Raw genomic sequence first — 25,574 nt, forward strand, 5'->3', positions numbered from 1 at the left:
CATGGTCAGGGTTTCGGGATCCCCCCTATACCCCCTCGGGCGCGCGGATTACAGGGCCATGTCGTCGCGATGGATCAGCACGGCGCGACCGGGATAGCCCAGCACCGCCTCGATCTCCGAAGAGTGGTGGCCAAGGATCGCCTGCGCCTCTTCTGCGGTGTAGCGGCTCAGCCCCTGTCCCAGCGTGCGGCCCTGCGCGTCGCGGATCACCACCGGATCGCCCCGGCCAAAGGCGCCGTCGCTGCGCGTCACGCCCACCGGCAGCAGCGACCGGCCCTGTGCCAGCGCCGCCGCCGCCCCCGCATCCACGGTCAGCGTGCCGCAGGGTTTCATCGCGGCGATCCAGCGCTTGCGCGCCGCCTGCGGATCGAGCTGCGGGGTGAACCATGTGGCATTGGCGCCGTCTTCCAGCGCGGTCAGCGGAAACAGCGCCGAACCTTCGGTAATGGCCATGGCGCAGCCTGCCAGCGTTGCGGTCTTGGCGGCCATCAGCTTGGTCTTCATCCCGCCCTTGGACAGGCCCGACCCGGCATCGCCCGCCATCGCCTCGATCTCTGGCGTGATGCTGTCGATCACGTCGAAGCGGCGGGCGGTCGGATCCTGCGCGGGGTTGGCGGTGTAGAGCCCGTCCACATCCGACAGCAGGATCAGCTGGTCCGCCCCCACCGTCACCGCGACCTGCGCCGCCAGCCGGTCATTGTCGCCATAGCGGATTTCATCCGTGGCCACGGTGTCATTCTCGTTGACGATCGGCACCACGCCGAAGCCCAGCAGGGTTTCCATCGTGGCCCGGGAATTGAGATAGCGGCGGCGGTCGGCGGAATCTTCCAGCGTGACCAGCACCTGCGCGGTGGTGATGCCATGCGGCGCCAGCACCTCTTCCCACGCGCGGGCCAGCCGGATCTGGCCCACGGCGGCGGCGGCCTGACTCTGCTCCAGCGGCAGGGTCACCGGCGGCAGGCGCAGCACGCCGCGCCCCAGCGCGATGGAGCCCGACGACACCAGCACCACATCGGTGCCGCGCGCCTTGATCCGCGCCACATCGGCGGCAATCGACGCCAGCCAGTCGCGGCGCAGCGCGCCGGTGGTCTTGTCCACCAGCAGCGCCGAGCCGATTTTTACCACAAGGCGGCGGGCCGCGCTTAGGGTCGCCATGTCTCGTCATCCTCGGGCGCGTCGCGCAGGCGGTTTTCGTCGATATGGGCGCGCAGGGCGCGCAGCACCTCTGTGGTGTTTTCGCCGCTGGCGCCCGACATCAGCAGCACCGGGCCGCCGACCTTCGCCTCCAGTTCGTCCTGCAGGAAGGCGCGCTCCTCGTCATCCATCGTGTCGATCTTGTTGAGCACGGTGACGCGCGGCTTGTCGGCCAGCCCGCCGCCATAGGCTTCGATCTCGTTGATGATGGTCTGCCAGTCTTCCAGCAGCGAGCCGGAGGTGCCGTCCACCAGATGCAGCAGCACCGCGCAGCGTTCCACATGGCCCAGAAACAGGTCGCCCAGCCCCCGGCCCTCATGCGCGCCCTCGATGAGGCCGGGAATGTCGGCCACGACAAATTCGCGGCCATCGACCCCGACCACGCCCAGATTCGGGTGCAGCGTGGTAAAGGGATAATCCGCGATCTTGGGCCGCGCGTTGGAGGTGGCGGCAAGAAAGGTCGATTTGCCCGCATTGGGCAGGCCCAGCAGGCCCACATCGGCGATCAGCTTCAGCCGCAGCCACAGCGTGCGTTCGATGGCAGGCTGGCCCGGATTGGCCCGACGCGGCGCCTGATTGCTGGAGGTCTTGAAGTGCAGGTTGCCCCAGCCGCCATTGCCGCCCCGCGCCAGCAGCACGCGCTGGCCCAGTTCGGTCATGTCGGCGACCACGGTTTCTTCGTCTTCGTCCAGAATCTCGGTGCCGACCGGCACGCGCAGCACGATGTCGTCGCCATCGGCCCCGGTGCGCTGGCGTCCGCCACCGCCCTGGCCGTTATTGGCGAAGAAATGCTGCTGGTAACGGAAATCGATGAGCGTGTTCAGCCCGTCCACCGCTTCGGCCCAGACATCGCCGCCGCGCCCGCCATCGCCGCCATCGGGGCCGCCGAATTCGATGAACTTCTCGCGGCGGAAGGAGATGGAGCCGTTTCCGCCCGCCCCGGAGCGGATGTAGACCTTGCACAGATCGAGAAATTTCATGGGCCGTCTTTCGGATCAGGGCGGGACGCAGGAGATGATCCGGCGCGGTGTAGCGCGAGATCTCGCGCGGCTCAAGTTCTGGTGTCGGGGCGAGACCGCCCCACCCCCAAAACGCAAACGCCACGCGGCCCAAGGACCACGAGGCGTGTGAAGCGTTCCGGAAGAAAGTGGCGCGGTTGACGGGGCTCGAACCCGCGACCCCCGGCGTGACAGGCCGGTACTCTAACCAACTGAGCTACAACCGCGCAATTTCCGCGGGACATACAACATAGGCAGCGATGGCGCGGTTGACGGGGCTCGAACCCGCGACCCCCGGCGTGACAGGCCGGTACTCTAACCAACTGAGCTACAACCGCGCAATTTCCGCGGGACATACAACATAGGCAGCGATGGCGCGGTTGACGGGGCTCGAACCCGCGACCCCCGGCGTGACAGGCCGGTACTCTAACCAACTGAGCTACAACCGCTCGCTGCCGTCTGGAGCGTGCCCCGAACGTGTTGGGGGTTCTAGGCGGGGGACCGGACCCCGTCAAGCGCTTTTCTGAGCCCGGAGTGCAGATTTTTTCTCTGGGCTCAGGGCTGCCCCGCTTGCGCCCTTAAAAACAAGGATTGTTGCGGGGGTTCAGGCCCTTGCGGGCCAAAGCTCACCAACGGGCCCGGCACGGGCCGCAGCCTGTCCGGACGATCCGGATGCCTGCGGCCCGCCCTTGGGCCGTCCCTGCCCCTAGCCGCCGCGCCCGGCGGTAAGCCGTCCCTGTGCCTTTGCCATCCGGTCCAGTTCATCCGAAATCAGGATGATGCGGGACACCTGCCCGCCCATTTCGGACCGGGCCAGTTCATAGGCGCAATGTTCCAAAATCCGTGACGCCGCCTGCAGCAATTGCGGTTCGGCTGCCCCCCCCTGCATGCGCAGGGCTTGGTCCAAAAGCGCGTTCAGATCTTCCGTGCCTTCGACCGACATGTCCCCATTCGTCATACTCACCACTTCCAGTTGCGTCACACCGGCACCCCCCGACGTGACGGATCGCTGTCAAAGATCCGGAGAGCCGCCGTTCGGGCGGTCCTTCTCCGGACGGCACACAGAACGGATCGGATGTGTCAGGGGTGTTTCCGCGTAAAAACTTTGACAACTGGAACACAAGTTACCGGCCAGACCCCCGCCATTGGCGGCATGGAACCCGGCCATAAAAACACCACACACCAAACCCGGTGCCGCCGCGCAAGTCCCCCGACCAAAGCGCGACAGGCCGTTTCAGCTTAGCACAGCCGCCCCGTGAGGTAAGCGTTTTCCGAACACGCAGGCCGCGTGTTTGTGCCCTGTTTCAGCCTTATCCCGGGCTGCCTCTCTTGCGCGTCAGGTGACGCTGCTATCGGCTTGCCACCGGATCGGGGAACAGGCACTCTTGACTGGCGAAAACAACATGTACGGTCTCGATTGCAAATCATTGTCAAACAACAGCTTGGGCTCATCCATACCACCGGCGGCAGGCTTTCCCTGACGCTTGAACAGTTCCTGAACATTTATCGCTCGCCCCGGACCCAGCTTTACCTTGGGCTTGTCTGCGTCATCTTTGTGGCGACGGATCCGAACGACCTGCACGCCGTGCTGCCCTTCGGAGCTTACGTTCTGGCGACCTTTGCCGGGCAGAGCGTTTATCTGGGATGTCAGATCCTTGTGCTGACCTGCTGCGCCATCCTGCGCGGGGTCCGGCCAAGCAGCCGCATCTACTGGCCGATGATCACCCTGCTGTCGCTGGGTCCGACCATCGTGATCATGAAAGACGTGCTGGTGCTGGTGGAGCCGGAAATCCAGTTTCCGGTAATGTCGCGGCTGGTCTTTCTGGCAGTCACGGTTCTGGTATTCGAGATGATCTTCCTGCGATTCGTGTTGCCGATGGTCTGCGCCGAAGCCCTGACCGGCACCCCCCTGCGTGCCGGAGAAGCGCCGCCCCTGCCCGACGCGACCGCGCCGGAGCCCGAGCCCTCTGATCCGGAGCCGGACACCAAGCCGCCCGAGGAAGAAGAGCGGGTCGTGGTGATCGGCGGTCGTCCTGTGCCGCTGCGCGACCTGACGGTGGTCGAGGCACGAGAACATCACGTGCATGCCCATCTGGACGGCACCTCGCTTGTCCAGCGCGCGCGCCTGTCTGATGTGGTGGCGCAGACCCGCGCCGAAGACGGGGTGCAGCCGCATCGCAGCTGGTGGGTGGCGCGCCATGCCGTCTGCGCGCTGGACCGCGACGGCCCCCGCCCGATTCTGCGCCTTGCCGATGGCAGCACCGTGCCCGTGGCGCGCGGGCGGCTGCCGGATGTCGAACGCTGGCTTGATGTCTATCTTGGCTGACCGCCCCTTTACCCCGGCGGGCGCATTTCCTATATCTTTTCTCAGGAAACGCCACGGGAAGGACCGGCCATGACCGATGCACAGCTTGAAGGCGCCCCGCTGATCGCGCCCTCCAGCACCGACCATCCGCTTTACGATTCGGTGGTCGAAGCCTGCCGGACGGTGTTTGACCCGGAAATTCCGGTGAACATCTACGATCTGGGGCTGATCTACACCGTTCTGATCGATTCCGAAAACGCGGTGAAGGTCACCATGACGCTGACCGCACCCGGCTGCCCCGTGGCCGGAGAGATGCCCGGCTGGGTGCAGGATTCGATCAGCGCCGTGCCCGGCGTCCGCGATGTGGACGTGGACATGGTGTTCGATCCGCCCTGGGGCATGGACATGATGTCGGATGAGGCGCGGCTGGAACTGGGCTTCATGTAAGACAGGCGCGGCACCCCCGCTTGTCAGGGACGCCGCAACTTCCTAGATTCAGCACAAAGGAGACAGCCATGTTCGGTATTCCCGGAAAACAGGCGGTCAGCATAACCCCTTCGGCGGTGGTGCAGATTCGCAAGCTGATGGAACGTGACAACCGCGCCGGTCTGCGGATCGGCGTGAAGAAGGGCGGCTGCGCGGGCATGGAATATACCATGGAATTCGTGGACAGCCCCGCCCCCAATGACGAGGTGGTGGAGCAGGATGGCGCGCGGGTGCTGATTGCGCCCATGGCGCAGATGTTCCTGTTCGGCACCGAAATCGACCACCACACGTCGCTGCTGGAATCGGGCTTCCGCTTCAACAACCCCAATGTGGCGGATGCCTGCGGCTGCGGAGAATCCATCAAGTTCAAGGATCTGGACGAGCTGGAAGCCGAACGCGCGGGCAAGTAGCCCCGGCTGTCCGGCGCTACCAGCCTTGACGCCGCCCCCCCTGCCGCGATGATGGCCCCCATCCCCGCGACCAAAGGAGAGACCATGCGCAGGAAACTTGCCGCCGGAAACTGGAAGATGAACGGGCTCAGTGCCGCGCTGGACGAGCTGGCGGCGATGGGACCGGCGGCGGAGGGCAAGGCCGAGGTGCTGATCTGTCCGCCCGCCACGCTGGTGGCCCCGGCCGCAGCGCTGGGTCTGCCGCTGGCCATCGGCGGGCAGGACTGCCACGCCAAGGACTCCGGCGCGCATACCGGCGATATTTCCGCCGCCATGCTGAAGGATGCGGGCGCCACCTATGTGATTCTCGGCCATTCCGAACGTCGCGCCGATCATGACGAACATGATGAACATGTGCGCGAAAAATGCCGTGCCGCATGGGACGCTGGTCTGGCGGCGGTGGTCTGCGTGGGCGAGACGCTGTCCGAACGCGAAGCGCAGAACACGCTCGACATCATTGCGGGCCAGCTTGCCGGGTCGCTGCCCGACGGCGCCACCGGCCATAATCTTGTGGTCGCCTATGAACCGGTCTGGGCCATCGGCACCGGCAAGGTGCCCGATGTCGACCAGATCGGCGAGGTGCATGATTTTATCCGCGCCCGGCTGGAAAAGCGCTTCGGCGAAGGCGTGGGCCGCTCGGTGCGGCTGCTTTACGGCGGCTCGGTGAAACCCGGCAATGCGGCAGAGATCTTTGCCGTCTCCAACGTGGATGGCGCGCTGGTCGGCGGCGCCTCGCTGCGGGCCGGTGATTTCCTGCCGATCATCGAGGCGCTGAACGCCAGCGCCGACTGATCCCCCGACAATCTGCCCCCAAAAGCGCCGCGCGCCTGCCCCGAACTCGGGACAGGCGCGCGGTTTTTGTTTCGGCAGGTCGCTCTCAGGACAGGCGGCTGATCACCACCGTCACCTCGGGCTTCTTGCCGATCTCGTTGGAGGTGGTGTTGCGCACGATGCGGCGCATGCCCTCTTCCAGCTTGTCGTCATCGGTCAGCGTGGCCTCGCCCGCCCGGCCCAGAAACTGGGTCAGATCTGCTTCCAGCACGTCGACCAGCGGCGCGTTGGACCGCCCGGTTTCGGCCAGCCCCGACAGTTCGCACCAGGGTTCGCCCAGCGGTTCGTCCTCTTCGTCAAGGATCACCGTCACCAGAACGTGCCCGTTCAGCGCCATGCGAATGCGGTCGCGCACGATGCCGTCCAGCGCGCCGATCTGCACCCGCCCGTCCAGATAGGTGCGCCCGGTTTCCACATAGCCCGCAATCTTGGGCATATTGCCCGACAGATCGACCATGGTGCCGTTCACCGCCAGCACCCCGGCGCGGCCCCGCGCCTCGGCCAGCTTCACATGCTCGCGAAGGTGGCGGTGTTCGCCATGCATCGGCACCACGATCTGCGGATTGACGATGTCCTGCAGCCGCTCCAGATCGGGGCGGTTGGCATGGCCGGACACGTGATAGCGCCCGTTGCTGTCATCCACCACATCCACGCCCTTTTCCGACAGCGCGTTCATGATGCGGGCAACTTCCTTTTCATTGCCCGGGATGGTCTTAGACGAGAACAGGAACATGTCCCCTTCCTTCAGCTCCAGCCCGTTATACTTGCCCCGCGACAGCTGCGCCGAGGCGGCGCGGCGTTCGCCCTGCGACCCGGTCACGATCAGCATCAGGTTTTCGCGCGGGATGTCAGAGGCTTCCTCGGGGCTCACCACCTTCGGGAAGGAGGACAGCACCCCGGTCTCGATCGAGGCTTCGATCATGCGGCGCATCGCCCGGCCCAGCAGACAGATCGACCGGCCCGCGCGTTCGCCCGCCTCTGCCAGCGTCTTGACCCGCGCCACGTTGGAGGCAAAGCTGGTCGCCACCACCATGTTCGGGGCCTGTTCCACCAGCGACACGATCTCCGGCCCAAGCGTCGATTCCGACCGGCCCGGATGCTGCGAGAACACATTGGTGGAATCGCAGATCAGCGCGCGGACGCCCCCCGCCGAAATCGACCCCCAGAGTTCGGGATCGAAGGCCTCGCCGACCAGCGGCGCCGGGTCCAGCTTGAAATCGCCGGTATGGATCAGCCGCCCCTGCGGCGTGTCGATCACCAGCCCCGAGCTTTCGGGGATCGAATGCGAGATCGGCACGAAGCCGACGCGGAACGGCCCGGCCTGCACGGTTTCGGGCCAGGGCGAACAGGTGGTCACGGTTTCGGCGGAAAAGCCGTATTCGTCCAGCTTGCCCCGCGCGATGTTGGCGGTAAAGGCGCGGGCATAGACCGGCACGCCAAGGCTTTCCCAGCAATGGCCGATGGCGCCCACATGGTCCTCATGGGCATGGGTGATGAAGATCGCCTCCAGCCGGCTGCGGTTCTGCCGCAGCCATGTCAGATCGGCGAAGATCAGATCGACCCCCGGCGAGGTGTCCATATCCGGAAAGGCCACGCCCAGATCCACAAGGATCAGCCGTTCATTTCCAGGTTTGCCATAGCCATAGACATAGGCGTTCATGCCGATCTCGCCGGCGCCCCCTAGGGGAAGATAGATGATGCGCTCGCTGCTCATTGTCGGAAGTCCTTATGCGTATTGTACCTGTGAATGACGGTGAGACCATGCATGGTCAAATCCTCCCGCCAGTCGTCGAAGAGATCTTCAGCTTGCTGGAAAAGCGGCGCCAGCCCGCCGGTCGATATGATGCGCATGGGGCGATCGCGTTCAGCTTTGATGCGGGCGCAGATCTCGCGGACCAGCCCGACATAGCCCCAGAAAATGCCCGATTGCATGCAGGCCACCGTGTTGGTGCCCACCACACGCTGCGGTTTGGTGATGTCCACATGCGGCAGGGCGGCAGCCGCCTGATGTAGCGCCTCAAGGCTGAGATTCACGCCCGGGGCGATCACGCCGCCCTCATAGGCGCCATCCGCCGCCACCACGTCAAAGGTGGTCGCCGTGCCGAAATCCACCACGATCAGGTCGCCGCCATAAAGGTCGAACCCCGCCACGGTATTGACCAGCCGGTCGGGGCCCACATTGGTGCCCAGATCCACCCGCACATCCACGGGCAGTTCGCAGTCCGGCTTGCCCACCACCATGGCGCGGGTGTTGAAATAGCGGTCCGCCAGCACCCGCAGGTTGAACACCACGCGCGGCACGGTGGAGGACACGATCACATCGGTGATCTCGGCCTTGATGCCCAGAAAGTCCATCAGCGTCGACAGCCAAACGTAATACTGGTCCGCCGTGCGCTGGTGCTCGGTCGAGGTGCGCCACGTCGCCAGAAACCGCGTGCCGTCCCAGATCGAGAACACGGTGTTGGTATTGCCGCAGTCGATGGCCAGAAGCATGGCCGCCCTCCTCAGAAAAACACGTCCGCCGCGGCGATCGCCTGACGTCCACCCGCCGTGATTAGGACAAGATTGCCCGCATCGTCCACCGTCTCGAACGTGCCGGTCATCTCGACCTGCCCGGTGCGCGCGGTGATCACCTCGCCCAGACGGGCCGCGCGCGACAGCCATGCGGCGCGGATCGCGGCAAATCCCAGCGTGGCAAAGCGCGCTTCCTCTTCGGCATAGCAGCGCGCCAGCACGGTCAGGAACTCTTCGGGCGTGACCGCCACGTCGGTCTCTGACAGCAGGCTCACCGGGCGCAGCGCGCCGGGCTCCACCTCGCTGACCTCTGGCGCCGTGGCCAGATTGACGCCAATACCGATGGCGAGCCAGCCAGTGCCGCCCCGTGGCCCGAGATTCTCGAGCAGGATGCCCGCCACCTTGCCACCGTTGAGCAGCACGTCATTGGGCCATTTCAGCGCCAGCCCCTCCGCCCGTCCGGTGACGGCGCAGAACGCCCCGTGCAGCGCCAGAGCGGCCACGAAGCTGCGCAGCGCCACCACCTGCGGCGGCTCGCTGACCGGCAGCAGCAGCGTCGCGGCAAAATTCCCGGCAGGCATGGACCATGGCCGCCCGCGCCGCCCGCGCGCCGCCGACTGCCGCAGCGCAAGGATCCATTCGGACCCCGCGCCCTGCCCGGCCCGCCGCGCGGCTTCGGCATTGGTGCTGTCGGTCTCGGCCAGAACGCGCCGCCCGTATCCTTCAGGCCACATGCCGCTGCTCCTTCATCTTGCCCGGAAAACTCCCGCCGGAGGCCCGCAGTCCGCAGGACTGCCAAGAAAAAAAGCGACGCGCCAGAGGCGCGTCACCGTTTGCCAGACAGGCGGAGCCGGGATCAGTTGACAAGCGTGGCTGCCGCCGCGGCTGCAGCGCCTTCGATGCCGAAGAGGTTCACCACCCCCGCCACCATCACGAAGGCCGAAGCCGCCAGAAAGCCCCAGAGCACCGGCGAACCGCCCGCATCCAGCGCATCTTCGCGGTCTTCTCCGAAATACATCAGATAGACGATGCGCAGGTAGTAATAGGCGCCGATGGCCGATGCGACGGCAGAGGCCACGACCAGCCAGTACATGTCCGACGCGATCGCCGCCTGCCACACGCCGAGCTTGGCGAAGAAGCCCAGAAGCGGCGGCACACCGGCAAGGCTGAACAGCAGCACCAGCACCGCCAGCGCCCGGCCCGGCTCGCGTTTGGCATACATGCCCAGCGAGTCGACCTCGGTCACCGGCTGGCCGTCCTTCTGCATCGACAGGATGAAGGCGAAGGTGCCGACATTCATCGTCACATAGACGGCCATATAGACCAGCATCGCCTGCACCCCGGCCTGCGTGCCCGCCGCCAGCCCGATCAGCGCGTAACCCATATGGGCAATCGACGAATAGGCCATCAGCCGCTTGATGTTGCGCTGTCCGATGGCCGCGATGGAGCCAAGGAACATCGACAGCACCGCGATCAGCGCCACGACCTGGCTCCAGTCGGAGACGGCGGCGCCGAAGGCGTCATGCAGCAGCCGCGCGAAAAGGCCCATCGCCGCCATCTTGGGCGCGGTGGCGAAAAACGCGGTGACCGGGGTCGGCGCGCCCTGATAGACATCGGGCGTCCACATGTGGAACGGCACCGCCGACACCTTGAAGGCAAGGCCCGAGATCATCAGGACCAGACCGATCAGCAGGCCGATGGACAGCTGCCCGGTCCCCGCCGCCGCGATGATGCCCGAAAACAGCGTGGTTCCGGCAAAGCCATAGACCAGCGAGGCGCCGTAAAGCAGCAGGCCGGAGCTGAGCGCGCCCAGCACGAAATATTTCAGGCCCGCCTCGGTCGACATCTCGCTGTCGCGCCGCAGCGAGGCCACGACGTAAAGCGCCAGCGACTGCAGTTCCAGCCCCATATAGAGGGTCATCAGGTCTCCGGCAGAGACCATGACCATCATGCCGATCACCGACAGCACCACCAGCACCGGGTATTCGAAGCGCAGCAGGTTGTGCCGCTTCATGAAGGCCTCGCCCATGATCAGCACGCAGGCGGCGGCGATCAGGATGACCACCTTGGCGAAGCGCGAGAAGGCGTCGTCATTGAACATGCCGAAGAACCCGACACGGGTGCCGCTGCCGGTGGTGCCGATCCACAGCGCCATGATCAGCATGACTGCGGCGGTGGCCCAGACCAGCGGCGAGGCGAGTTTGTCCTTGCCCGTGTAGACCGCGCCGACCAGCGCCAGCATGGCATAGACCGCCAGCAGGATCTCCGGAAGGATGATGTTCAGATCAGCCGAGATCATGTCCCGCCCCCTCAGTGGTTCGATTGGGCCACGGTGGCGCCGCCAAGATCGGCAGCGGCCACGGCCGTTTCATGGTTGGAGACAAGCGCCTCGACCGACGGGCCGATGATGTCCAGCGCCGCTGCGGGGTAGACCCCCAGCCACAGCGTCATGACGATCAGCGGCGCGAAGATCCAGCGCTCGCGCGGGGTCATGTCCTGAATGGTCTTCAGGCTTTCCTTGATGAGGTCGCCCATGACCACGCGGCGATAGAGCCACAGCGCATAGCCCGCCGACAGGATCACGCCGCTGGTGGCGAACAGGCCCACCCAGGTGTTGACCTGGAAAATGCCCATCAGCGTCAGGAATTCGCCCACAAAGCCCGAGGTGCCGGGCAGGCCGACATTGGCCATGGTGAACAGCAGGAAGACCAGCGCATAGGCGGGCATCCGGTTCACCAGACCGCCATAGGCGTCGATGTCGCGGGTGTGCATCCGGTCATAGATCACGCCCACACACAGGAACAGCGCGCCCGAAACGAAGCCGTGGCTGACCATCTGGAAGATCGCACCGTCGATGCCCTGCTGGTTGGCAGCAAAGATGCCCATGGTGACAAAGCCCATATGCGCCACGGAGCTGTAGGCGATGAGCTTCTTCATGTCTTCCTGCACCAGCGCCACAAGGCTGGTATAGACGATGGCGATGGCCGACATCCAGTAGACCAGCGGTGCCATCACCTCGGACCCCACCGGGAACATCGGCAGAGAGAAGCGCAGGAAGCCGTAGCCGCCCATCTTCAGCAGGATCGCCGCCAGCACCACCGACCCTGCGGTCGGGGCCTGCACGTGGGCATCAGGCAGCCAGGTGTGGACCGGCCACATCGGCATCTTGACCGCGAAGCTGGCAAAGAAGGCAAGCCACAGCAGCGTCTGCATGCCACCGACGATATGCACGCCCAGCACCTCGAAATCGGCGAAGGCGAACTGATGGCTCAGCAGCGTGGGAATGTCGGTGGTGCCCGCATCGGCATACATCGCGACCATGGCCACCAGCATCAGCAGCGAACCAAGGAAGGTGTAGAGGAAGAACTTGAAGGACGCGTAGATGCGGTCCTTGCCACCCCAGATCCCGATGATCAGGAACATGGGGATCAGCCCTGCCTCGAAGAACAGGTAGAACAGCACCATGTCCAGCGCCATGAACACGCCAAGCATCAGCGTTTCCAGCAGCAGGAAGGCGATCATGTATTCCTTCACCCGCAGCTTCACGTCCCACGAGGCGAGGATGGTGAGCGGCATCATGAAGGTGGTGAGCATGACGAACAGCACCGAAATGCCGTCTACGCCCATCTTGTAGTTGAGCCCCATGATCCAGCGGCCCTGCTCGACCATCTGGAAGCCGGTATCGGCGGGATTGAACTGGAACAGGATGAAGAGCGAGATCACGAAGGTCGCGCCCGTGGCCACCAGCGCAAAGACCTTGGCGTTGCGGTCACCGGCTGCATCCCCCCCGCGCAGGAACAGCGCGAGGATCAGCGCGGCGAGCGCAGGCAGGAAGGTGACGATGGAAAGAAGGCTGGCCATTACTGCGCCCCTCCGAGGATCGACATCCAGGTGACCAGAACGGCAATGCCGATCACCATGGCGAAGGCATAGGTGAAGATGTAGCCGGACTGTGCACGGCCCGCGAGTTTGGTGAAGAAGGGGATGATCCCCATGGCGATCCCGTTGATCGACCCGTCAATGACCGACCCGTCGCCCCGTTTCCAGAGCAGACGCCCCAGCGCCTTGGCAGGCTGGACAAAGACGAAGTTGTAGATCTCGTCAAAGTACCACTTGTTGAGCAGGAACAGGTAAAGCGGGCGCTGGTTTTCGGCCAGCCGCTTCGGCAGCGCCGGGTTCACGATGTAGAACAGGTAAGCCACGGCGAGGCCGATCACCATGGCGATGAAGGGCGCAGCCTTGACCAGAGCCGGCGCGTGATGCGCGTCATCCATCACCGTGTTGTCGGGGGCCATGTAGATGGACCCAACCGGCCCCATGGCGGCGGCATGGGCTTCGCCCTCGCCCTCAGCAGCTGCGGCTTCGGCAGCGGCGGCGTCGCCTTCGGGAACCAGCGTGGCCGCCGGGGCTGCCTCGGCATGCGCGCCTTCGGAGGCTTCGGCGTGATGCGCGGGCATCCCGAAGAAGCGCGTCACCTTGTCATGATCGCCAAAGAACGAGCCATACCACAGCATCCCGGAGAACACGGCACCCAGCGACAGCACCCCCAGCGGGATCAGCATGACCATCGGGCTTTCATGCGCGTGTTCATGCGTGTGCTTGTCGCCGCGCGGACGCCCGAAGAAGGTCAGGAAGATCAGGCGCCACGAGTAGAACGAGGTGAAGAGCGCGGCGATGACCAGCATCCAGAAGGCATAACCGCCCCCGGTTCCGGCCCATGCGCTTTCGATCACCGCATCCTTGGACAGGAAACCCGCGAAGCCGATATGGGTCAGCGGGATGCCGACGCCGGTGATCGCCAGCGTGCCGATCATCATCGCCCAGAAGGTATAGGGGATTTTCTTCCGCAGCCCGCCATAATTCCGCATGTCCTGCTCGTGATGCATGGCATGGATGACCGAGCCTGCGCCAAGGAACAGCATCGCCTTGAAGAAGGCGTGCGTGAACAGGTGGAACATCGCCACGCTGTAGACGCCGACCCCTGCCGCCACGAACATGTAGCCAAGCTGCGAACAGGTGGAATAGGCGATGACGCGCTTGATGTCGGTCTGCACCAGACCCACCGTCGCCGCGAAGAAGGCGGTGGTCGCCCCAAGGAAGGTGATGAAGGCCGTGGCCTCGGGCGCGTATTCCATCAGCGGCGACATGCGGCAGACAAGGAACACGCCCGCCGTGACCATGGTCGCCGCGTGGATCAGCGCCGACACCGGGGTCGGGCCTTCCATCGCGTCGGGCAGCCATGTGTGCAGAAAGAGCTGCGCCGATTTGCCCATTGCGCCCACGAACAGCAGGAAGGCGATCAGGTTGGCCGCGTTCCAGTCGCGCCACAGGAAGGTCAGCTGCGTTTCCGCGATCTGCGGGACCTGCGCGAAGATGTCGTCGAACCGGATCGAATCCGTGAGGTAGTAAAGCGCGAAGATCCCCAGCAGGAAGCCGAAATCCCCCACCCGGTTGACCACAAAGGCCTTCATCGCGGCGGCATTGGCCGTGGGCTTGCGGTAGTAGAAGCCGATCAGCAGATAGGAGGCGACACCCACGCCTTCCCAGCCGAAGAACATCTGCAGCAGGTTGTCGGCGGTCACCAGCGCCAGCATGGCGAAGGTGAAGAAGGACAGATAGGCGAAGAAGCGCGGGCGGTAGCTTTCGCCATGCTTGAAGTTCTCGTCATGCGCCATGTAGCCGAAGCTGTAGAGGTGCACGAGCGCCGAGACGGTGGTGATCACGATCAGCATGATCGCGGTCAGCCGGTCGGAGCGGATCGCCCAGTCCGTGCTCAGCGTGCCCGATTCAATGAAGCGGAACAGCGGGATGCTTTCCGCCTCGCCCAGCGTGAAGAACACGATCCAGGAGAGAAAGCAGGCGAGGAACAGCAGCCCCGTGGACACCCATTGCGCGCCTTTCTCGCCGATGAATTTCCAGCCGAAGCCCGCGATCAGCGAACCCACGAGCGGGGCGAAGAGAATGATCGTCTCCATATGCCCTTAGCCTTTCATCACGTTGACGTCTTCCACGGCAATGGTGCCGCGGTTGCGGAAGAAGCAGACGAGGATCGCAAGCCCGATGGCCGCCTCCGCCGCGGCGACGGTCAGCACGAACAGCGTGAAGACCTGCCCCGCGAGATCGCCCAGAAAGGACGAGAACGCGACGAAGTTGATGTTGACCGACAGCAGGATGAGTTCGATCGACATCAAGAGGATGATCACGTTCTTCCGGTTCAGGAAGATCCCGAAGATGCCGATGACGAACAGCACCGCCGCCACCGTCAGGTAATGTTCAAGTCCGATCATTCTGTCCCTCCGGGTCTTTTCTTACCCGCCTAAATATCCGTTAGCGACCGAGACCGCCGTGATCACCCCCACGGCGATCGCGGTCCCGGTCCCGGCATTATCCTCAGAGCCCCTGCCCGGGCTTCACGTCGCGCAGCTCCAGCGCCTTTTTCGGGTCGCGCCACATCTGGGCCAGCACGTCCTGACGTTTCACCCCGACCCGGTGGCGCAGCGTCAGCACGATCGCACCGATCATGGCCACCAGCAGGATCAGGCCCGCCAGCTGGAACAGCAGGAAGTAACGGTCATAAAGCACCAGCCCCAGCGCCGCGGTGTTCTGCACATCCACCGGTGCGGGTGCGGAAAGCTGCGTCGACGCAAGTTCGGACGCCTGCCAGCCGCCGAAAGCCATGGCAAGCTGCATCAGCAGCACGATGCCGATCAGCAGCGCCAGCGGCATGTATTTCGCCATGCCCGCGCGCAGTTCGGCAAAATCCACGTCCAGCATCATGACGACGAACAGGAACAGCACCGCGACCGCGCCGACATAGACGATGATCAGCAGCATCGCCACAAACTCGGCCCCGAGCAGGACGAACAGCCCCGCCGAGCTGAGAAAGGCGAGGATGAGCCACAGCACCGAATGCACCGGGTTCCGGGCGATCACCGTGAACAGCCCGCCCGCAATGGCGCTGAGCGAAAAGAGGTAAAAGGCGAACACGGTCATGATGCGTCATCCTTGTTGTCTTCCATCACCGCGCGCGCAAGTTCCATGGCGCGGGTCATGGCGGGTAGGCCTGCGAACATCGACATATGCGCGATGGTCTCGGCGATCTCATCCTTGGTGGCGCCCGCCTCTATCAGGTGGCGCACCGTCATGCGCACGGCCGTGTCGGCCTGCGCGCCCTGCATGGTCAGCCCGGCCAGCGTCAGCAGCAGCCGGGTCTTGCTGTCCAGACCCTCCTTCGAAAGGCCACGACCGAACCAGAATTCCATAAAATCCTTGGGCATGGTCGGCCACAGCTTTTCGAATTCCTTCGGGTTGAAGGATTCAAGCGCGGGATTGAAGGCCTTCGCCATCTCCTGCGCCTGCGCCATCATCAGCTCGAAAGGGGTCCGGGGATCGGTCATCGATAGGGCGCGTCGAGTTCGAGGTTGCGCGCGATTTCCGATTCCCAGCGGTCGCCATTCGCAAGCAGCTTCTGCTTGTCGTAGAACAGCTCTTCGCGGGTTTCGGTGGTGAATTCGAAATTCGGCCCCTCGACGATGGCATCCACCGGGCAGGCTTCCTGACAGAAGCCGCAATAGATGCATTTCGTCATGTCGATGTCGTAACGTGTGGTCCGGCGCGAGCCGTCATCGCGCGGCTCGGCGTCGATGGTGATGGCCTGCGCCGGGCAGATCGCCTCGCAGAGCTTGCAGGCGATGCAGCGTTCTTCGCCGTTGGGATACCGGCGCAGCGCGTGTTCGCCGCGGAACCGCGGGCTAAGCGGTCCCTTCTCATGCGGATAGTTGAGCGTGGCCTTGGGTGCGAAGAAGTATTTCAGCCCGAGCTGGAAGCCCTTGATGAAATCCGCCAGCAGGAAATACTTTGCTGCCCGGCCGTAGTCGATACTTGCCATGGTTGCTTATGCTCCCGTGGTCCAGCGGGCGAAGATGCCCCAGAACCAGCCGAATTTTGCCGCGAAGGCCACGAACACCACCCAGACCAGGCTGAACGGAAGGAAGACCTTCCAGCCAAGCCGCATCAGCTGGTCGTAGCGGTAGCGGGGGGTGATCGCCTTCACCATCGCGAAGACGAAGAAGAAGAAGGCCATCTTGCCGACCATCCACAGCGCGCCGTCCGGCAGGCCCGGGATGGGCGAGAGCCAGCCACCGAAGAACAGCAGCGAGGTCAGCGCGCACATCAGGAAGATGGCGATGTATTCACCGGCCATGAACAGCAGGAAGGGCGTGGCGGAATATTCCACCTGATAGCCCGCCACCAGTTCTGATTCCGCTTCCGGCAGGTCGAAGGGCGGGCGGTTGGTTTCCGCCAGCGCCGAGATGAAGAACAGGAAGACCATCGGGAAATGCGGCAGCCAGTACCAGCCGAAGAAGCCGAAGCCGGTATCCTGCGCCCCCACGATATGGCCGAAATTCATCGACCCGGTGGAGATGATCACGCCGATGATGATGAGCCCGATCGACACCTCGTAAGAGATCATCTGCGCCGCAGAGCGCAGCGAGCCAAGGAACGGGTATTTGGAGTTGGACGCCCAGCCCCCCATGATCACGCCATACACTTCCAGCGAGGAAATGGCGAAGACGTAAAGGATGGCCACGTTGATATCCGCCAGCACCCAGCCGTCGGAGAACGGGATCACCGCCCATGCGATCATGGCCATGACGAAGGAAATCATCGGCGCCAGCAGGAAGACGGTCTTGTCAGACCCCGCCGGGATCACCACTTCCTTGACGACGTATTTCAGCGCGTCGGCCACGGATTGCAGGATGCCAAAGGCCCCCACCACGTTGGGTCCGCGGCGCATCTGCACGGCGGCCCAGATCTTGCGGTCGCCATAGACCAGAAACAACAGCGAGATCATCACGAAGGCCACGACCGCAAGCGATTGCGCGAGCACTATGATGAAGATGCCGAAGGGGGTTGCGAAGAAGTCTGCCATCAAGTGTCCCTCACACCATCGGTATTCCGTTCTCGGCGCAGGCTGCGGCGACGACTTCCGCGTCGATCGTCTTCAGCCCGCGGGGTAGCGCCGCCGAGATGGTGTAAACAGCATCTCCGCGCCAGAGGCCACCCTCTTCCGACACATTCGTCCGCAGATGACGCGCGAATCCGTAACCACGGATCAACGCATACTGCGCCGCAGCGCATTCTGCGTAATTTTCCAGATCGCCCGTGTCGCGCGCGCCACGCATCGACACAAGAAAGCTGACCAGATCGCCATCCAGCAGCCGCGTTTCCACCCCCTGATACTGCGGCGCAAACGGCGCCTCCGCCTGCGGGGAGCTTTCCTCGCAGGCGGACAGCGCGATCAGCGCGATCAGGGGACAGGCGCTGCGCCACATGGCTTACTCGGCAGCCAGCGGCGCGCTGCGGCGGGCCTTCGCATTGGCGGAAAGCTCTGCCATCAGCACCGAGGCGCGGGCGATGGGGTTGCTCAGCCAGAAGTCCTTGACCGCAGGGCGGAAGGCGGCATCGCCCAGCTTGTCCGTCTCCAGCGGCTGCCAGTCGTTTTCCGGCACCACGTCGATGGCGGCCAGATGCGGCACATCCGCCACCAGCTTCTGGCGTAGCTGCGCAAGGCTGTCCCAAGGCTGGGTCGCCCCGATCTCCGCCGAGAGCGCGCGCAGGATGGCCCAGTTTTCCTTGGCCTCCCCCGGCGCATAGCCCGCGCGCAGCGCCAGCTGCGGACGGCCTTCGGTGTTCACGAAGAGGCCGTTTTCCTCGGTATAGGCGGCCCCCGGCAGGATCACGTCGGCACGATGCGCGCCCCGGTCGCCATGGCTGCCCTGATAGATCACGAAGGCCCCGGGCGCGATGTCGATCTCGTCGGCGCCAAGGTTGTAGATCACGTCGGCGCCCTCGACCGCGGCGGCAAGCCCGCCTTCGGTCACGGCGCCCACATCCAGCGCCCCCACGCGCGAGGCGGCGGTGTGCAGCACCAGAACCCGGCCCGACAGCGCCATGCAGGCGGCCAGCACGGCGGCGCCATCGGCCTCGTTCAGCGCGCCCTGCCCCACGATGACAATTGCGCCCTCGCCCACCTTGGCCTTGGAGAGTGCCGCGCGGTCGGTGCCCAGATGGGTCGCGTCATAGGTCAGGTCCGCCATCTGCCCGACAAGGCTGACTTCGGCGCCATTGATCCACGCCTTGCGGATGCGCGCGTTCAGCACCGGCGCCTCGTCGCGCGGGTTGGTGCCGACCAGAATGATCTCGGAGGCGGTGTCGATGTCTTCGATCGTCACGTTGCCGACATAGGCGGAGCGGTTGCCCGCAGGCAGGCGCGCGCCATCGGTGCGGCATTCCACCGATCCGCCCTGCCCCTCGACCAGCGCCTTCAGCGCATAGGCGGCCTCGACCGGGGCCAGATCGCCGACCAGACCGGCCAGCTTCTTGGCGCCCTTGATCGCACCGGCGGCGGCGGCCAGCGCCTCGGGCCATGTGGCCGGGCGCAGCTTGCCGTCCACGCGGATATAGGGCCGGTCCAGCCGCTGCCGCCGCAGCCCGTCCCAGACAAAGCGCGTCTTGTCGGAAATCCATTCCTCGTTCACGCCATCATGGTTGCGCGGCAGAAAGCGCATGACTTCGCGGCCCTTGGTGTCCACCCGGATGTTCGACCCCAGCGCATCCATCACGTCGACGGATTCGGTCTTGGTCAGTTCCCACGGACGCGCAGTGAAGGCATAGGGCTTGCTGACCAGCGCGCCCACCGGGCACAGGTCGATGATGTTGCCCTGCAGGTTCGAATCCAGCGTCTGGTTGAGGTAGGAGGTGATCTCTGCATCCTCGCCACGCCCGGTCTGGCCCATCTGGGTGATCCCCGCCACCTCGGTGGTAAAGCGCACGCAGCGCGTGCAGGAGATGCAGCGCGTCATATGGGTTTCGACCAGCGGCCCGAGGTTCAGATCCTCGGTCGCGCGCTTGGGTTCGCGATAGCGCGAGAAATCAACGCCATAGGCCATGGCCTGATCCTGCAGGTCGCATTCGCCGCCCTGATCGCAGATCGGGCAGTCCAGCGGGTGGTTGATGAGCAGGAACTCCATCACCCCCTCGCGCGCCTTCTTGACCATGGGCGAATTGGTCTTGACCACCGGCGGCTGGCCTTCGGGCCCGGGCCGCAGGTCGCGCACCTGCATCGCGCAGGAGGCCGCAGGCTTGGGCGGCCCGCCCACCACCTCGACAAGGCACATGCGGCAGTTGCCGGCGATCGACAGCCGCTCGTGATAGCAGAACCGCGGCACCTCGATGCCCGCCTGCTCGCAGGCCTGGATCAGGGTCAGTGCCCCGTCCACTTCCACTTCCTTGCCGTCAATGATGATCTTACGCAGGTTGGTCATTGGCATCTTCCCATGACAGGTGTTGCACGCGACGCCCCCGCCGCCACCGCCGCAGAGGCGTCCGGGGCTTTGCGCGTCGCGTGCCGCATCAGTTTTCCCTCAGCAGCAGCCCGATCCGGCTGCCCCTGGCAATTTCCTCGCGCCCGACCCGGCAGTAGCCCTCGGCCACGCCCGGCGTCGCGCCGCGTGCCTGAAGCCATGCCTCGCCTTCGGCGCGCATTTTCCGTTTCTCGGATTTCGAGGTCACGTAGGACTCGATCTCCTTGTCGCTGTAGCCCAAGGCCCGCGCCTGCCCCTTCAGCCGGTTCAGATAGCTGAAGGCGCTGATCATCCGCGCGCTGATGCCGCTGCATTTGTTGCGGATCTCGTCGGCGATCCCCACGGCCAGCAGCCCGTCGTGAATCTCCGCCACCTCGCTCAGCGGCGGCCGGGTCTGGGCCTCCGTCGTGGCGGGCAGGCCCGCCGCACCCAGCATCGCGGCAAGGGCAATAGGGGTCCATCTGCGCATGTCATGTCTCCGGTTATGGATGAGCCCGCCCGCGCGCGCGCGGCAGGCCCTCCGCCGGAATGTGGGCACGGGGGCCATGGTCATGCAATAACCACCCCCGTAACCCGTTGAAATGCGCACAAACTCCGTCATCCGGCGCAGCGCCCCCGCAGGCTCAGCGTGCCATCGCTCGCCACCAGCTGTGCGGGCGGCGTGTCGGGGCCGACCTGCCACTGGATGTCGGAATTGCCGATATAGGTGATGCAGTAGCGCACGCCTTCGTATTCCGCCGCCAGCACCGCGCCTTCCAGCGCGGGCGTGGCATTGCGCACCGTGGCGACAAAGCTCGCCCGGTCCTCTTTCGAGGCCCGGACATCGGAGCGGAACTTCACCCCGTTGAACACCGGCGCGTCACGGCTGGCGCCGCAGGCGGTCAGCGTCAGACCCGCCAGCGCCGTCAGGCAGAGCAGAAAGGAGGGGCGGCGGCGCATGGTCATTCCGCCGCCATCGCGCCCATGCGCCCGGTCTTCTGCGCCTTGATCCGGTCCTCGATCTCTTCGCGGAAGTTGCGGATCAGGCCCTGGATCGGCCATGCCGCCGCATCGCCAAGCGCGCAGATCGTGTGGCCCTCGACCTGCTTGGTCACCTGGAACAGCATGTCGATTTCCTCGACCTCGGCCTCGCCGCGCACCAGACGGTCCATGACACGCATCATCCAGCCCGTGCCTTCGCGGCAGGGCGTGCACTGGCCGCAGCTTTCATGCTTGTAGAATTTCGACAGCCGCCAGATCGCCTTGATGATGTCGGTCTGCTTGTCCATCACGATCACCGCCGCCGTGCCAAGGCCGGAGCCCAGTTCGCCGCGCAGGTAATCGAAATCCATCACCGCGTCACGCATCTTTTCGCCGCGCACGCAGGGCACCGACGAGCCGCCCGGGATCACCGCCAGCAGGTTGTCCCAGCCGCCGCGGATGCCGCCGCAATGCGTCTCGATCAGCTCTTCAAAGCTGATCGACATCGCCTCTTCGACCACGCAGGGCCGGTTGACATGGCCCGAGATCGCAAACAGCTTGGTGCCCGCGTTGTTCTGGCGGCCAAAGCCCGCGAACCATGCGGCGCCCCGGCGCAGGATGGTCGGTGCCACCGCGATGGATTCCACGTTGTTCACCGTGGTCGGGCAGCCGTAAAGCCCCGCGCCCGCCGGGAATGGCGGCTTCATCCGCGGCATGCCCTTCTTGCCCTCAAGGCTTTCCAGAAGCGCTGTTTCCTCGCCGCAGATATAGGCGCCCGCACCGTGATGCAGGTAAAGGTCGAAATCCCAGCCCGATCCGGCAGCGTTCGGGCCAAGCAGACCCGCGTCATAGGCTTCGTCGATGGCGGCCTGCAGCGCTTCCTTCTCGCGGATATATTCGCCGCGGATATAGATGTAGCAGGCATGGGCCTGCATCGCGAAGCTGGCGATCAGGCAGCCTTCGATCAGCGTATGCGGATCGTGGCGCATGATCTCCCGGTCCTTGCAGGTGCCCGGCTCGGATTCATCCGCATTGACCACCAGATAGGACGGGCGGCCATCGGATTCCTTCGGCATGAAGGACCATTTGAGCCCGGTGGGAAAGCCCGCGCCACCGCGTCCGCGCAGCCCCGAGGCCTTCATCTCGTTGATGATCCAGTCCCGGCCCTTGGCGAGCAGCCCGGCGGTGCCATCCCAATGGCCGCGCTTCCGTGCCCCCGCGAGCGAGCGGTCGTGCATGCCGTAGAGATTGGTGAAAATCCGATCTTCGTCCTTCAGCATCTCTTCAGTCCTTGTCCTTCTGACGCGCCCGCCAGAGCCCGTAAATCATCCAGATCGCCGTCCCGAACCCGGCCAGTGCCGCCAGGTCGAAGAAAGCCCTCGTGCGCTGGGGCCATCCCAGCAGCTCGCCCGCAGCCGTGGCGGCGATCCAGGCCAGGCCGGTTCCGGCAATCACAAGCGCGATGACGCGCCCCTGCCGGTTGTGCTTGTCCTGCCCGTTCATGCCCGGTCCGGCCTCTTGTTGCGGCGCGCCAAGGGCGCGACCTGTCGTTTTCCTGCAGCGCTCAGCGCCTGCCCACAACCCGGGGGCACGACGCCGCTCCGGCAGACCCCTCGCGGCGCGACCATAACAGATCGCCCCGCCAGCGTCCCGCCCTCACGCCTCGGCGTTGCCGTTCTCGCCCGTCTCACCCGAAGCCAGAGCCTTGGCCTGCGGGATCCATTCATCGCGCGAGGCGCGGCCCTTGAAGCCCGGCAGGTTCTCGTCGACCCATGCCAGTTCCGCCTCGCTCCAGCCCGCGATCTGGTCGAAATGGAAAAAGCCCATCTCGTTGAGCATCACCTCAAGCTTCGGCCCAACGCCCTTGATCCGCTTCAGGTCATCGGCCCCACCTTCGCGCGGCGCGTCGAGCGTGGCAGGCTTCTGCCCCGCCTCCGCCGCGTCCTGCGACGGTTCGGTGGAGGGCGCATCGGTGGTCACGCGCGCATCATCGGTCACCGGCGCCTCGCGCTTGTCGATGCCCGTTGCATCGGCGCTGGCGCCCGCGGACAGCTGCGGTTCATGCACATCGGGCGCGTCGGTATCGCCCACCTCGTGCGAGCGGTCATGCCACGGCGTGCGCAGCGGCACTTCGGTGCCATCGATGCGCTTCAGCGTGTCGCCGATGTCATGGGCAAGCTGCACCGAAGCGTTGCGGGGCTCGCGACCCTCTTCATGCGCCACCAGCGAGGTCAGCCCGCCGAGCGGTTCCGAGGCATAGCGGCCATTCTGCGGACCCGGCAGCGGCACCTTGCCTGCCGCCATCTCGTCGATCATCTCGGCCAGCCGCGCGGCGGTCAGATCCTCGTAATAATCCTTGCCGATCTGGGCCATGGGCGCGTTGGCGCAGGACCCGAGGCATTCCACCTCTTCCCACGAAAACCGGCCATCCTCGGAGAGCATATGCGCCTTGGGCGCGATCTTTTCCTTGCAGACGCCAATCAGATCCTCGGCGCCGCAGATCATGCAGGACAGGGTGCCGCAGACCTGAATATGCGCAACGCTGCCAACGGGTTGCAGCTGGAACATGAAGTAGAACGTGGCCACTTCCAGCGCGCGGATATAGGCCATGCCCAGCATCTGGGCCACGGCCTCGATCGCGGGCCGGGTCAGCCAGCCTTCCTGTTCCTGAGCCCGCCACAGCAGCGGAATGATCGCGCTGGCCTGCCGTCCCTCGGGATACTTGGTGATCTGCGCCTCCGCCCAGGCCAGGTTGGCGGGCGTGAAGGCGAAGCTGGCGGGCTGTTCGGGATGAAGACGTCGCAGCATGTCAAACGGACCTTCGGTTCCTGTCTGGGGCCGGGCCCTGCGGGGCCGCGGCGTTCGGACGGGGGCTTGGCACCCCGCCGCTCTGTAACTTACCCGGCAGCGGGCGCCGGGGAGGACGGGACGGGGGCGCAGGCGCCGGTGATCAGGCGCACGCCGCCGCTGTCAAGCCGCACGGCCTCTTCGGAGGCGACCTTGTAGGCCGCAATCTCCTGCACCAGAGCGCGTGTCTGGCCGGTCTGCAATTCCACCGGCAGGTAATCGGATTCGGTCTCGAGGCTGCAGCCGACGGAGGCCACCGCCTGATCCCAGGCGGCCAGATCCTCAGGTTCGGTGCCTTCGGGGGGCATTGCGCATCCGGCCAGCAGGGCAGCGGCAAGGCAGAGCATCGGAGTGTAATTCACCATCATCTTCCCCTGCCCGCCTCAGCGGTCCACTTCGCCGAACACGATGTCCAGCGAGCCCAGAATTGCGGCCACGTCGGCCAGCTGGTGACCCCGGCACAGATAATCCATCGCCTGCAGATGCAGGAAGCCCGGCGCCCGCAGCTTTGCCCGATACGGCTTGTTGGTGCCATCCGCCACCAGATAGACGCCAAATTCGCCCTTGGGCGCCTCGACCGCGGCGTAAATCTCGCCCTCGGGGACGCGGAAGCCTTCGGTATAAAGCTTGAAGTGGTGGATGAGCGCCTCCATCGAGGTCTTCATCTCCGACCGCTTCGGCGGCGTGACCTTGCCCCGGGCCAGCACGTCGCCCTGATTTTCCGGCATTTTCAGCATGGCGCAGGCCTGCCGCATGATCTTCACGCTTTCGCGCATTTCCGCCATGCGGACCAGATAGCGGTCGTAGCAGTCGCCATTCTTGCCGACGGGGATCTGGAAATCGAACTCGTCATAACATTCATAGGGCTGGGCGCGCCGCAGATCCCAGGCAAAGCCAGAGCCGCGCACCATCACGCCCGAAAAGCCATAGTCCTGAATGTCGTCTTCGGTGACGACGCCGATATCGGCATTGCGCTGCTTGAAGATGCGGTTCTCGGTCAGCAGGTCATCGATGTCCTGCAGCACGGCCGGAAAGGCCTGCGCCCAGGCATCGATATCGTCGATCAGGGCGGGCGGCAGATCCTGATGCACGCCGCCGGGACGGAAATAGGCCGCGTGCAGGCGCGCCCCCGAGGCACGCTCGTAGAAGATCATCAGCTTCTCGCGTTCCTCGAAGCCCCAGAGCGGCGGCGTCAGCGCCCCCACATCCATGGCCTGCGTCGTCACGTTCAGCAGATGGTTCAGGATGCGCCCGATCTCGCAATAGAGCACGCGGATGATCGAGGCCCGTCGCGGCACCTCGACCTGACACAGCCGCTCGATCGCCAGACACCAGGCATGTTCCTGATTCATCGTGCCGACATAATCGAGCCGGTCGAAATAGGGCAGGTTCTGCAGATAGGTGCGGCTTTCCATCAGCTTTTCGGTGCCGCGGTGCAGCAGCCCGATATGCGGATCGCAGCGCTCGACGATCTCCCCGTCAAGCTCGAGTACCAGCCGCAGCACGCCATGCGCCGCCGGGTGCTGGGGCCCGAAGTTGATGTTGAAATTGCGGATTTTCTGCTCGCCGGTCAGGGCGTCATCAAAACCTTTGGAGCCGTCCATCATTCTGCCCCTTCTCTCAC

27 protein-coding genes and 3 tRNA genes are annotated in these 25,574 nt (G+C 64.9%); 4 read left to right on the forward strand and 26 right to left on the reverse strand.

What is annotated here, in order from left to right:
- Nucleotides 1-48: 48 nt before the first annotated feature.
- The 6 genes from proB to VK682_RS15715 form a co-directional block, all read right to left on the reverse strand.
- Nucleotides 49-1,155: a glutamate 5-kinase gene (gene proB, locus VK682_RS15690; RefSeq protein ID WP_324782203.1), complete on the reverse strand. Its 1,107-nt coding sequence runs from the start codon at nt 1,153-1,155 to the stop codon at nt 49-51.
- Nucleotides 1,143-2,174, reverse strand: coding sequence for a GTPase ObgE (gene obgE, locus VK682_RS15695; RefSeq protein ID WP_089847850.1), 1,032 nt, complete (start codon nt 2,172-2,174; stop codon nt 1,143-1,145). Before obgE ends, proB begins: the two co-directional genes overlap by 13 nt.
- Before the next feature lie 168 nt (nt 2,175-2,342).
- A tRNA-Asp gene (locus VK682_RS15700) sits at nt 2,343-2,419 on the reverse strand.
- Nucleotides 2,420-2,453: 34 nt separating this feature from the next.
- A tRNA-Asp gene (locus tag VK682_RS15705) sits at nt 2,454-2,530 on the reverse strand.
- 34 nt (nt 2,531-2,564) lie between these two features.
- Nucleotides 2,565-2,641 (reverse strand) — tRNA-Asp (locus VK682_RS15710).
- A 257-nt stretch (nt 2,642-2,898) separates the two neighbouring features.
- Nucleotides 2,899-3,174, reverse strand: a complete 276-nt coding sequence (locus VK682_RS15715; RefSeq protein ID WP_324782204.1) for a DNA primase — start codon at nt 3,172-3,174, stop codon at nt 2,899-2,901.
- A 435-nt stretch (nt 3,175-3,609) separates the two neighbouring features.
- Here VK682_RS15715 and VK682_RS15720 point away from each other — a divergent pair, with 435 nt between their 5' ends.
- From VK682_RS15720 to tpiA, 4 genes are all read left to right on the forward strand, one after another.
- Nucleotides 3,610-4,518 (forward strand): LytTR family DNA-binding domain-containing protein, encoded by a 909-nt coding sequence (locus VK682_RS15720; protein ID WP_324782205.1) that lies wholly within the window; start codon nt 3,610-3,612, stop codon nt 4,516-4,518.
- A 69-nt stretch (nt 4,519-4,587) separates the two neighbouring features.
- On the forward strand, nt 4,588-4,944 hold the full coding sequence (locus tag VK682_RS15725; RefSeq protein ID WP_089847856.1) for an SUF system Fe-S cluster assembly protein: 357 nt from the start codon (nt 4,588-4,590) through the stop codon (nt 4,942-4,944).
- A 68-nt stretch (nt 4,945-5,012) separates the two neighbouring features.
- Complete coding sequence (locus VK682_RS15730; RefSeq protein WP_089847858.1) at nt 5,013-5,393, forward strand: HesB/IscA family protein; 381 nt, start codon at nt 5,013-5,015, stop codon at nt 5,391-5,393.
- Between the two features lie 84 nt (nt 5,394-5,477).
- Nucleotides 5,478-6,224, forward strand: coding sequence for a triose-phosphate isomerase (gene tpiA, locus VK682_RS15735; RefSeq protein WP_230794535.1), 747 nt, complete (start codon nt 5,478-5,480; stop codon nt 6,222-6,224).
- An 85-nt stretch (nt 6,225-6,309) separates the two neighbouring features.
- Here tpiA and VK682_RS15740 read toward each other — a convergent pair whose 3' ends face one another.
- The 20 genes from VK682_RS15740 to VK682_RS15835 form a co-directional block, all read right to left on the reverse strand.
- A complete protein-coding gene (locus VK682_RS15740) occupies nt 6,310-7,977 on the reverse strand; it encodes a ribonuclease J (RefSeq protein ID WP_230794534.1) in 1,668 nt (555 codons plus the stop codon).
- Nucleotides 7,974-8,756, reverse strand: coding sequence for a type III pantothenate kinase (locus tag VK682_RS15745; RefSeq protein ID WP_230794533.1), 783 nt, complete (start codon nt 8,754-8,756; stop codon nt 7,974-7,976). Before VK682_RS15745 ends, VK682_RS15740 begins: the two co-directional genes overlap by 4 nt.
- Before the next feature lie 11 nt (nt 8,757-8,767).
- Nucleotides 8,768-9,511 (reverse strand): biotin--[acetyl-CoA-carboxylase] ligase, encoded by a 744-nt coding sequence (locus VK682_RS15750; protein WP_324782206.1) that lies wholly within the window; start codon nt 9,509-9,511, stop codon nt 8,768-8,770.
- 122 nt (nt 9,512-9,633) lie between these two features.
- On the reverse strand, nt 9,634-11,076 hold the full coding sequence (gene nuoN, locus VK682_RS15755; RefSeq protein WP_089847868.1) for an NADH-quinone oxidoreductase subunit NuoN: 1,443 nt from the start codon (nt 11,074-11,076) through the stop codon (nt 9,634-9,636).
- An 11-nt stretch (nt 11,077-11,087) separates the two neighbouring features.
- On the reverse strand, nt 11,088-12,638 hold the full coding sequence (locus tag VK682_RS15760) for an NADH-quinone oxidoreductase subunit M (RefSeq protein ID WP_230794531.1): 1,551 nt from the start codon (nt 12,636-12,638) through the stop codon (nt 11,088-11,090).
- Entirely contained in the window at nt 12,638-14,752 is a 2,115-nt protein-coding gene (nuoL, locus tag VK682_RS15765; RefSeq protein ID WP_230794530.1) for an NADH-quinone oxidoreductase subunit L, read from the reverse strand. Before nuoL ends, VK682_RS15760 begins: the two co-directional genes overlap by 1 nt.
- Before the next feature lie 6 nt (nt 14,753-14,758).
- Nucleotides 14,759-15,064 carry an NADH-quinone oxidoreductase subunit NuoK gene (nuoK, locus tag VK682_RS15770; RefSeq protein ID WP_020038696.1) on the reverse strand — a complete coding sequence of 102 codons (306 nt, stop codon included), beginning with the start codon at nt 15,062-15,064 and terminating at the stop codon, nt 14,759-14,761.
- Nucleotides 15,065-15,167: 103 nt separating this feature from the next.
- Nucleotides 15,168-15,770, reverse strand: a complete 603-nt coding sequence (locus VK682_RS15775) for an NADH-quinone oxidoreductase subunit J (protein ID WP_230794529.1) — start codon at nt 15,768-15,770, stop codon at nt 15,168-15,170.
- On the reverse strand, nt 15,767-16,174 hold the full coding sequence (locus VK682_RS15780; RefSeq protein WP_089847876.1) for a carboxymuconolactone decarboxylase family protein: 408 nt from the start codon (nt 16,172-16,174) through the stop codon (nt 15,767-15,769). Before VK682_RS15780 ends, VK682_RS15775 begins: the two co-directional genes overlap by 4 nt.
- Entirely contained in the window at nt 16,171-16,665 is a 495-nt protein-coding gene (gene nuoI, locus VK682_RS15785) for an NADH-quinone oxidoreductase subunit NuoI (RefSeq protein ID WP_089847877.1), read from the reverse strand. Before nuoI ends, VK682_RS15780 begins: the two co-directional genes overlap by 4 nt.
- 6 nt (nt 16,666-16,671) lie before the next feature.
- Nucleotides 16,672-17,709: an NADH-quinone oxidoreductase subunit NuoH gene (gene nuoH / locus VK682_RS15790; RefSeq protein WP_089847879.1), complete on the reverse strand. Its 1,038-nt coding sequence runs from the start codon at nt 17,707-17,709 to the stop codon at nt 16,672-16,674.
- A 10-nt stretch (nt 17,710-17,719) separates the two neighbouring features.
- Complete coding sequence (locus tag VK682_RS15795; RefSeq protein ID WP_230794528.1) at nt 17,720-18,112, reverse strand: YNQ4 family lipoprotein; 393 nt, start codon at nt 18,110-18,112, stop codon at nt 17,720-17,722.
- 3 nt (nt 18,113-18,115) lie between these two features.
- Complete coding sequence (nuoG, locus tag VK682_RS15800) at nt 18,116-20,104, reverse strand: NADH-quinone oxidoreductase subunit NuoG (RefSeq protein WP_230794527.1); 1,989 nt, start codon at nt 20,102-20,104, stop codon at nt 18,116-18,118.
- 88 nt (nt 20,105-20,192) lie between these two features.
- A complete protein-coding gene (locus tag VK682_RS15805; protein ID WP_089847885.1) occupies nt 20,193-20,612 on the reverse strand; it encodes a DUF5333 domain-containing protein in 420 nt (139 codons plus the stop codon).
- Between the two features lie 128 nt (nt 20,613-20,740).
- Nucleotides 20,741-21,088, reverse strand: coding sequence for a hypothetical protein (locus tag VK682_RS15810; protein WP_230794526.1), 348 nt, complete (start codon nt 21,086-21,088; stop codon nt 20,741-20,743).
- The gene (gene nuoF, locus VK682_RS15815; RefSeq protein ID WP_089847889.1) at nt 21,085-22,383 is read right to left on the reverse strand and encodes an NADH-quinone oxidoreductase subunit NuoF; all 1,299 of its coding nucleotides are present in this window, start codon (nt 22,381-22,383) and stop codon (nt 21,085-21,087) included. The genes VK682_RS15810 and nuoF overlap by 4 nt, the downstream gene beginning before the upstream one ends.
- Before the next feature lie 4 nt (nt 22,384-22,387).
- Nucleotides 22,388-22,606 (reverse strand): DUF5337 domain-containing protein, encoded by a 219-nt coding sequence (locus tag VK682_RS15820; RefSeq protein WP_089847891.1) that lies wholly within the window; start codon nt 22,604-22,606, stop codon nt 22,388-22,390.
- A 153-nt stretch (nt 22,607-22,759) separates the two neighbouring features.
- Nucleotides 22,760-23,911 carry an NADH-quinone oxidoreductase subunit E gene (locus tag VK682_RS15825; RefSeq protein WP_230794525.1) on the reverse strand — a complete coding sequence of 384 codons (1,152 nt, stop codon included), beginning with the start codon at nt 23,909-23,911 and terminating at the stop codon, nt 22,760-22,762.
- 89 nt (nt 23,912-24,000) lie between these two features.
- Nucleotides 24,001-24,315: a hypothetical protein gene (locus VK682_RS15830; protein WP_230794524.1), complete on the reverse strand. Its 315-nt coding sequence runs from the start codon at nt 24,313-24,315 to the stop codon at nt 24,001-24,003.
- A gap of 18 nt (nt 24,316-24,333) precedes the next feature.
- Complete coding sequence (locus tag VK682_RS15835; RefSeq protein WP_207543630.1) at nt 24,334-25,554, reverse strand: NADH-quinone oxidoreductase subunit D; 1,221 nt, start codon at nt 25,552-25,554, stop codon at nt 24,334-24,336.
- Between the last annotated feature and the right edge of the window lie 20 nt (nt 25,555-25,574).

The organism is Salipiger marinus (assembly GCF_035481585.1).
Taxonomy (GTDB): Bacteria; Pseudomonadota; Alphaproteobacteria; order Rhodobacterales; family Rhodobacteraceae; genus Salipiger; species Salipiger marinus.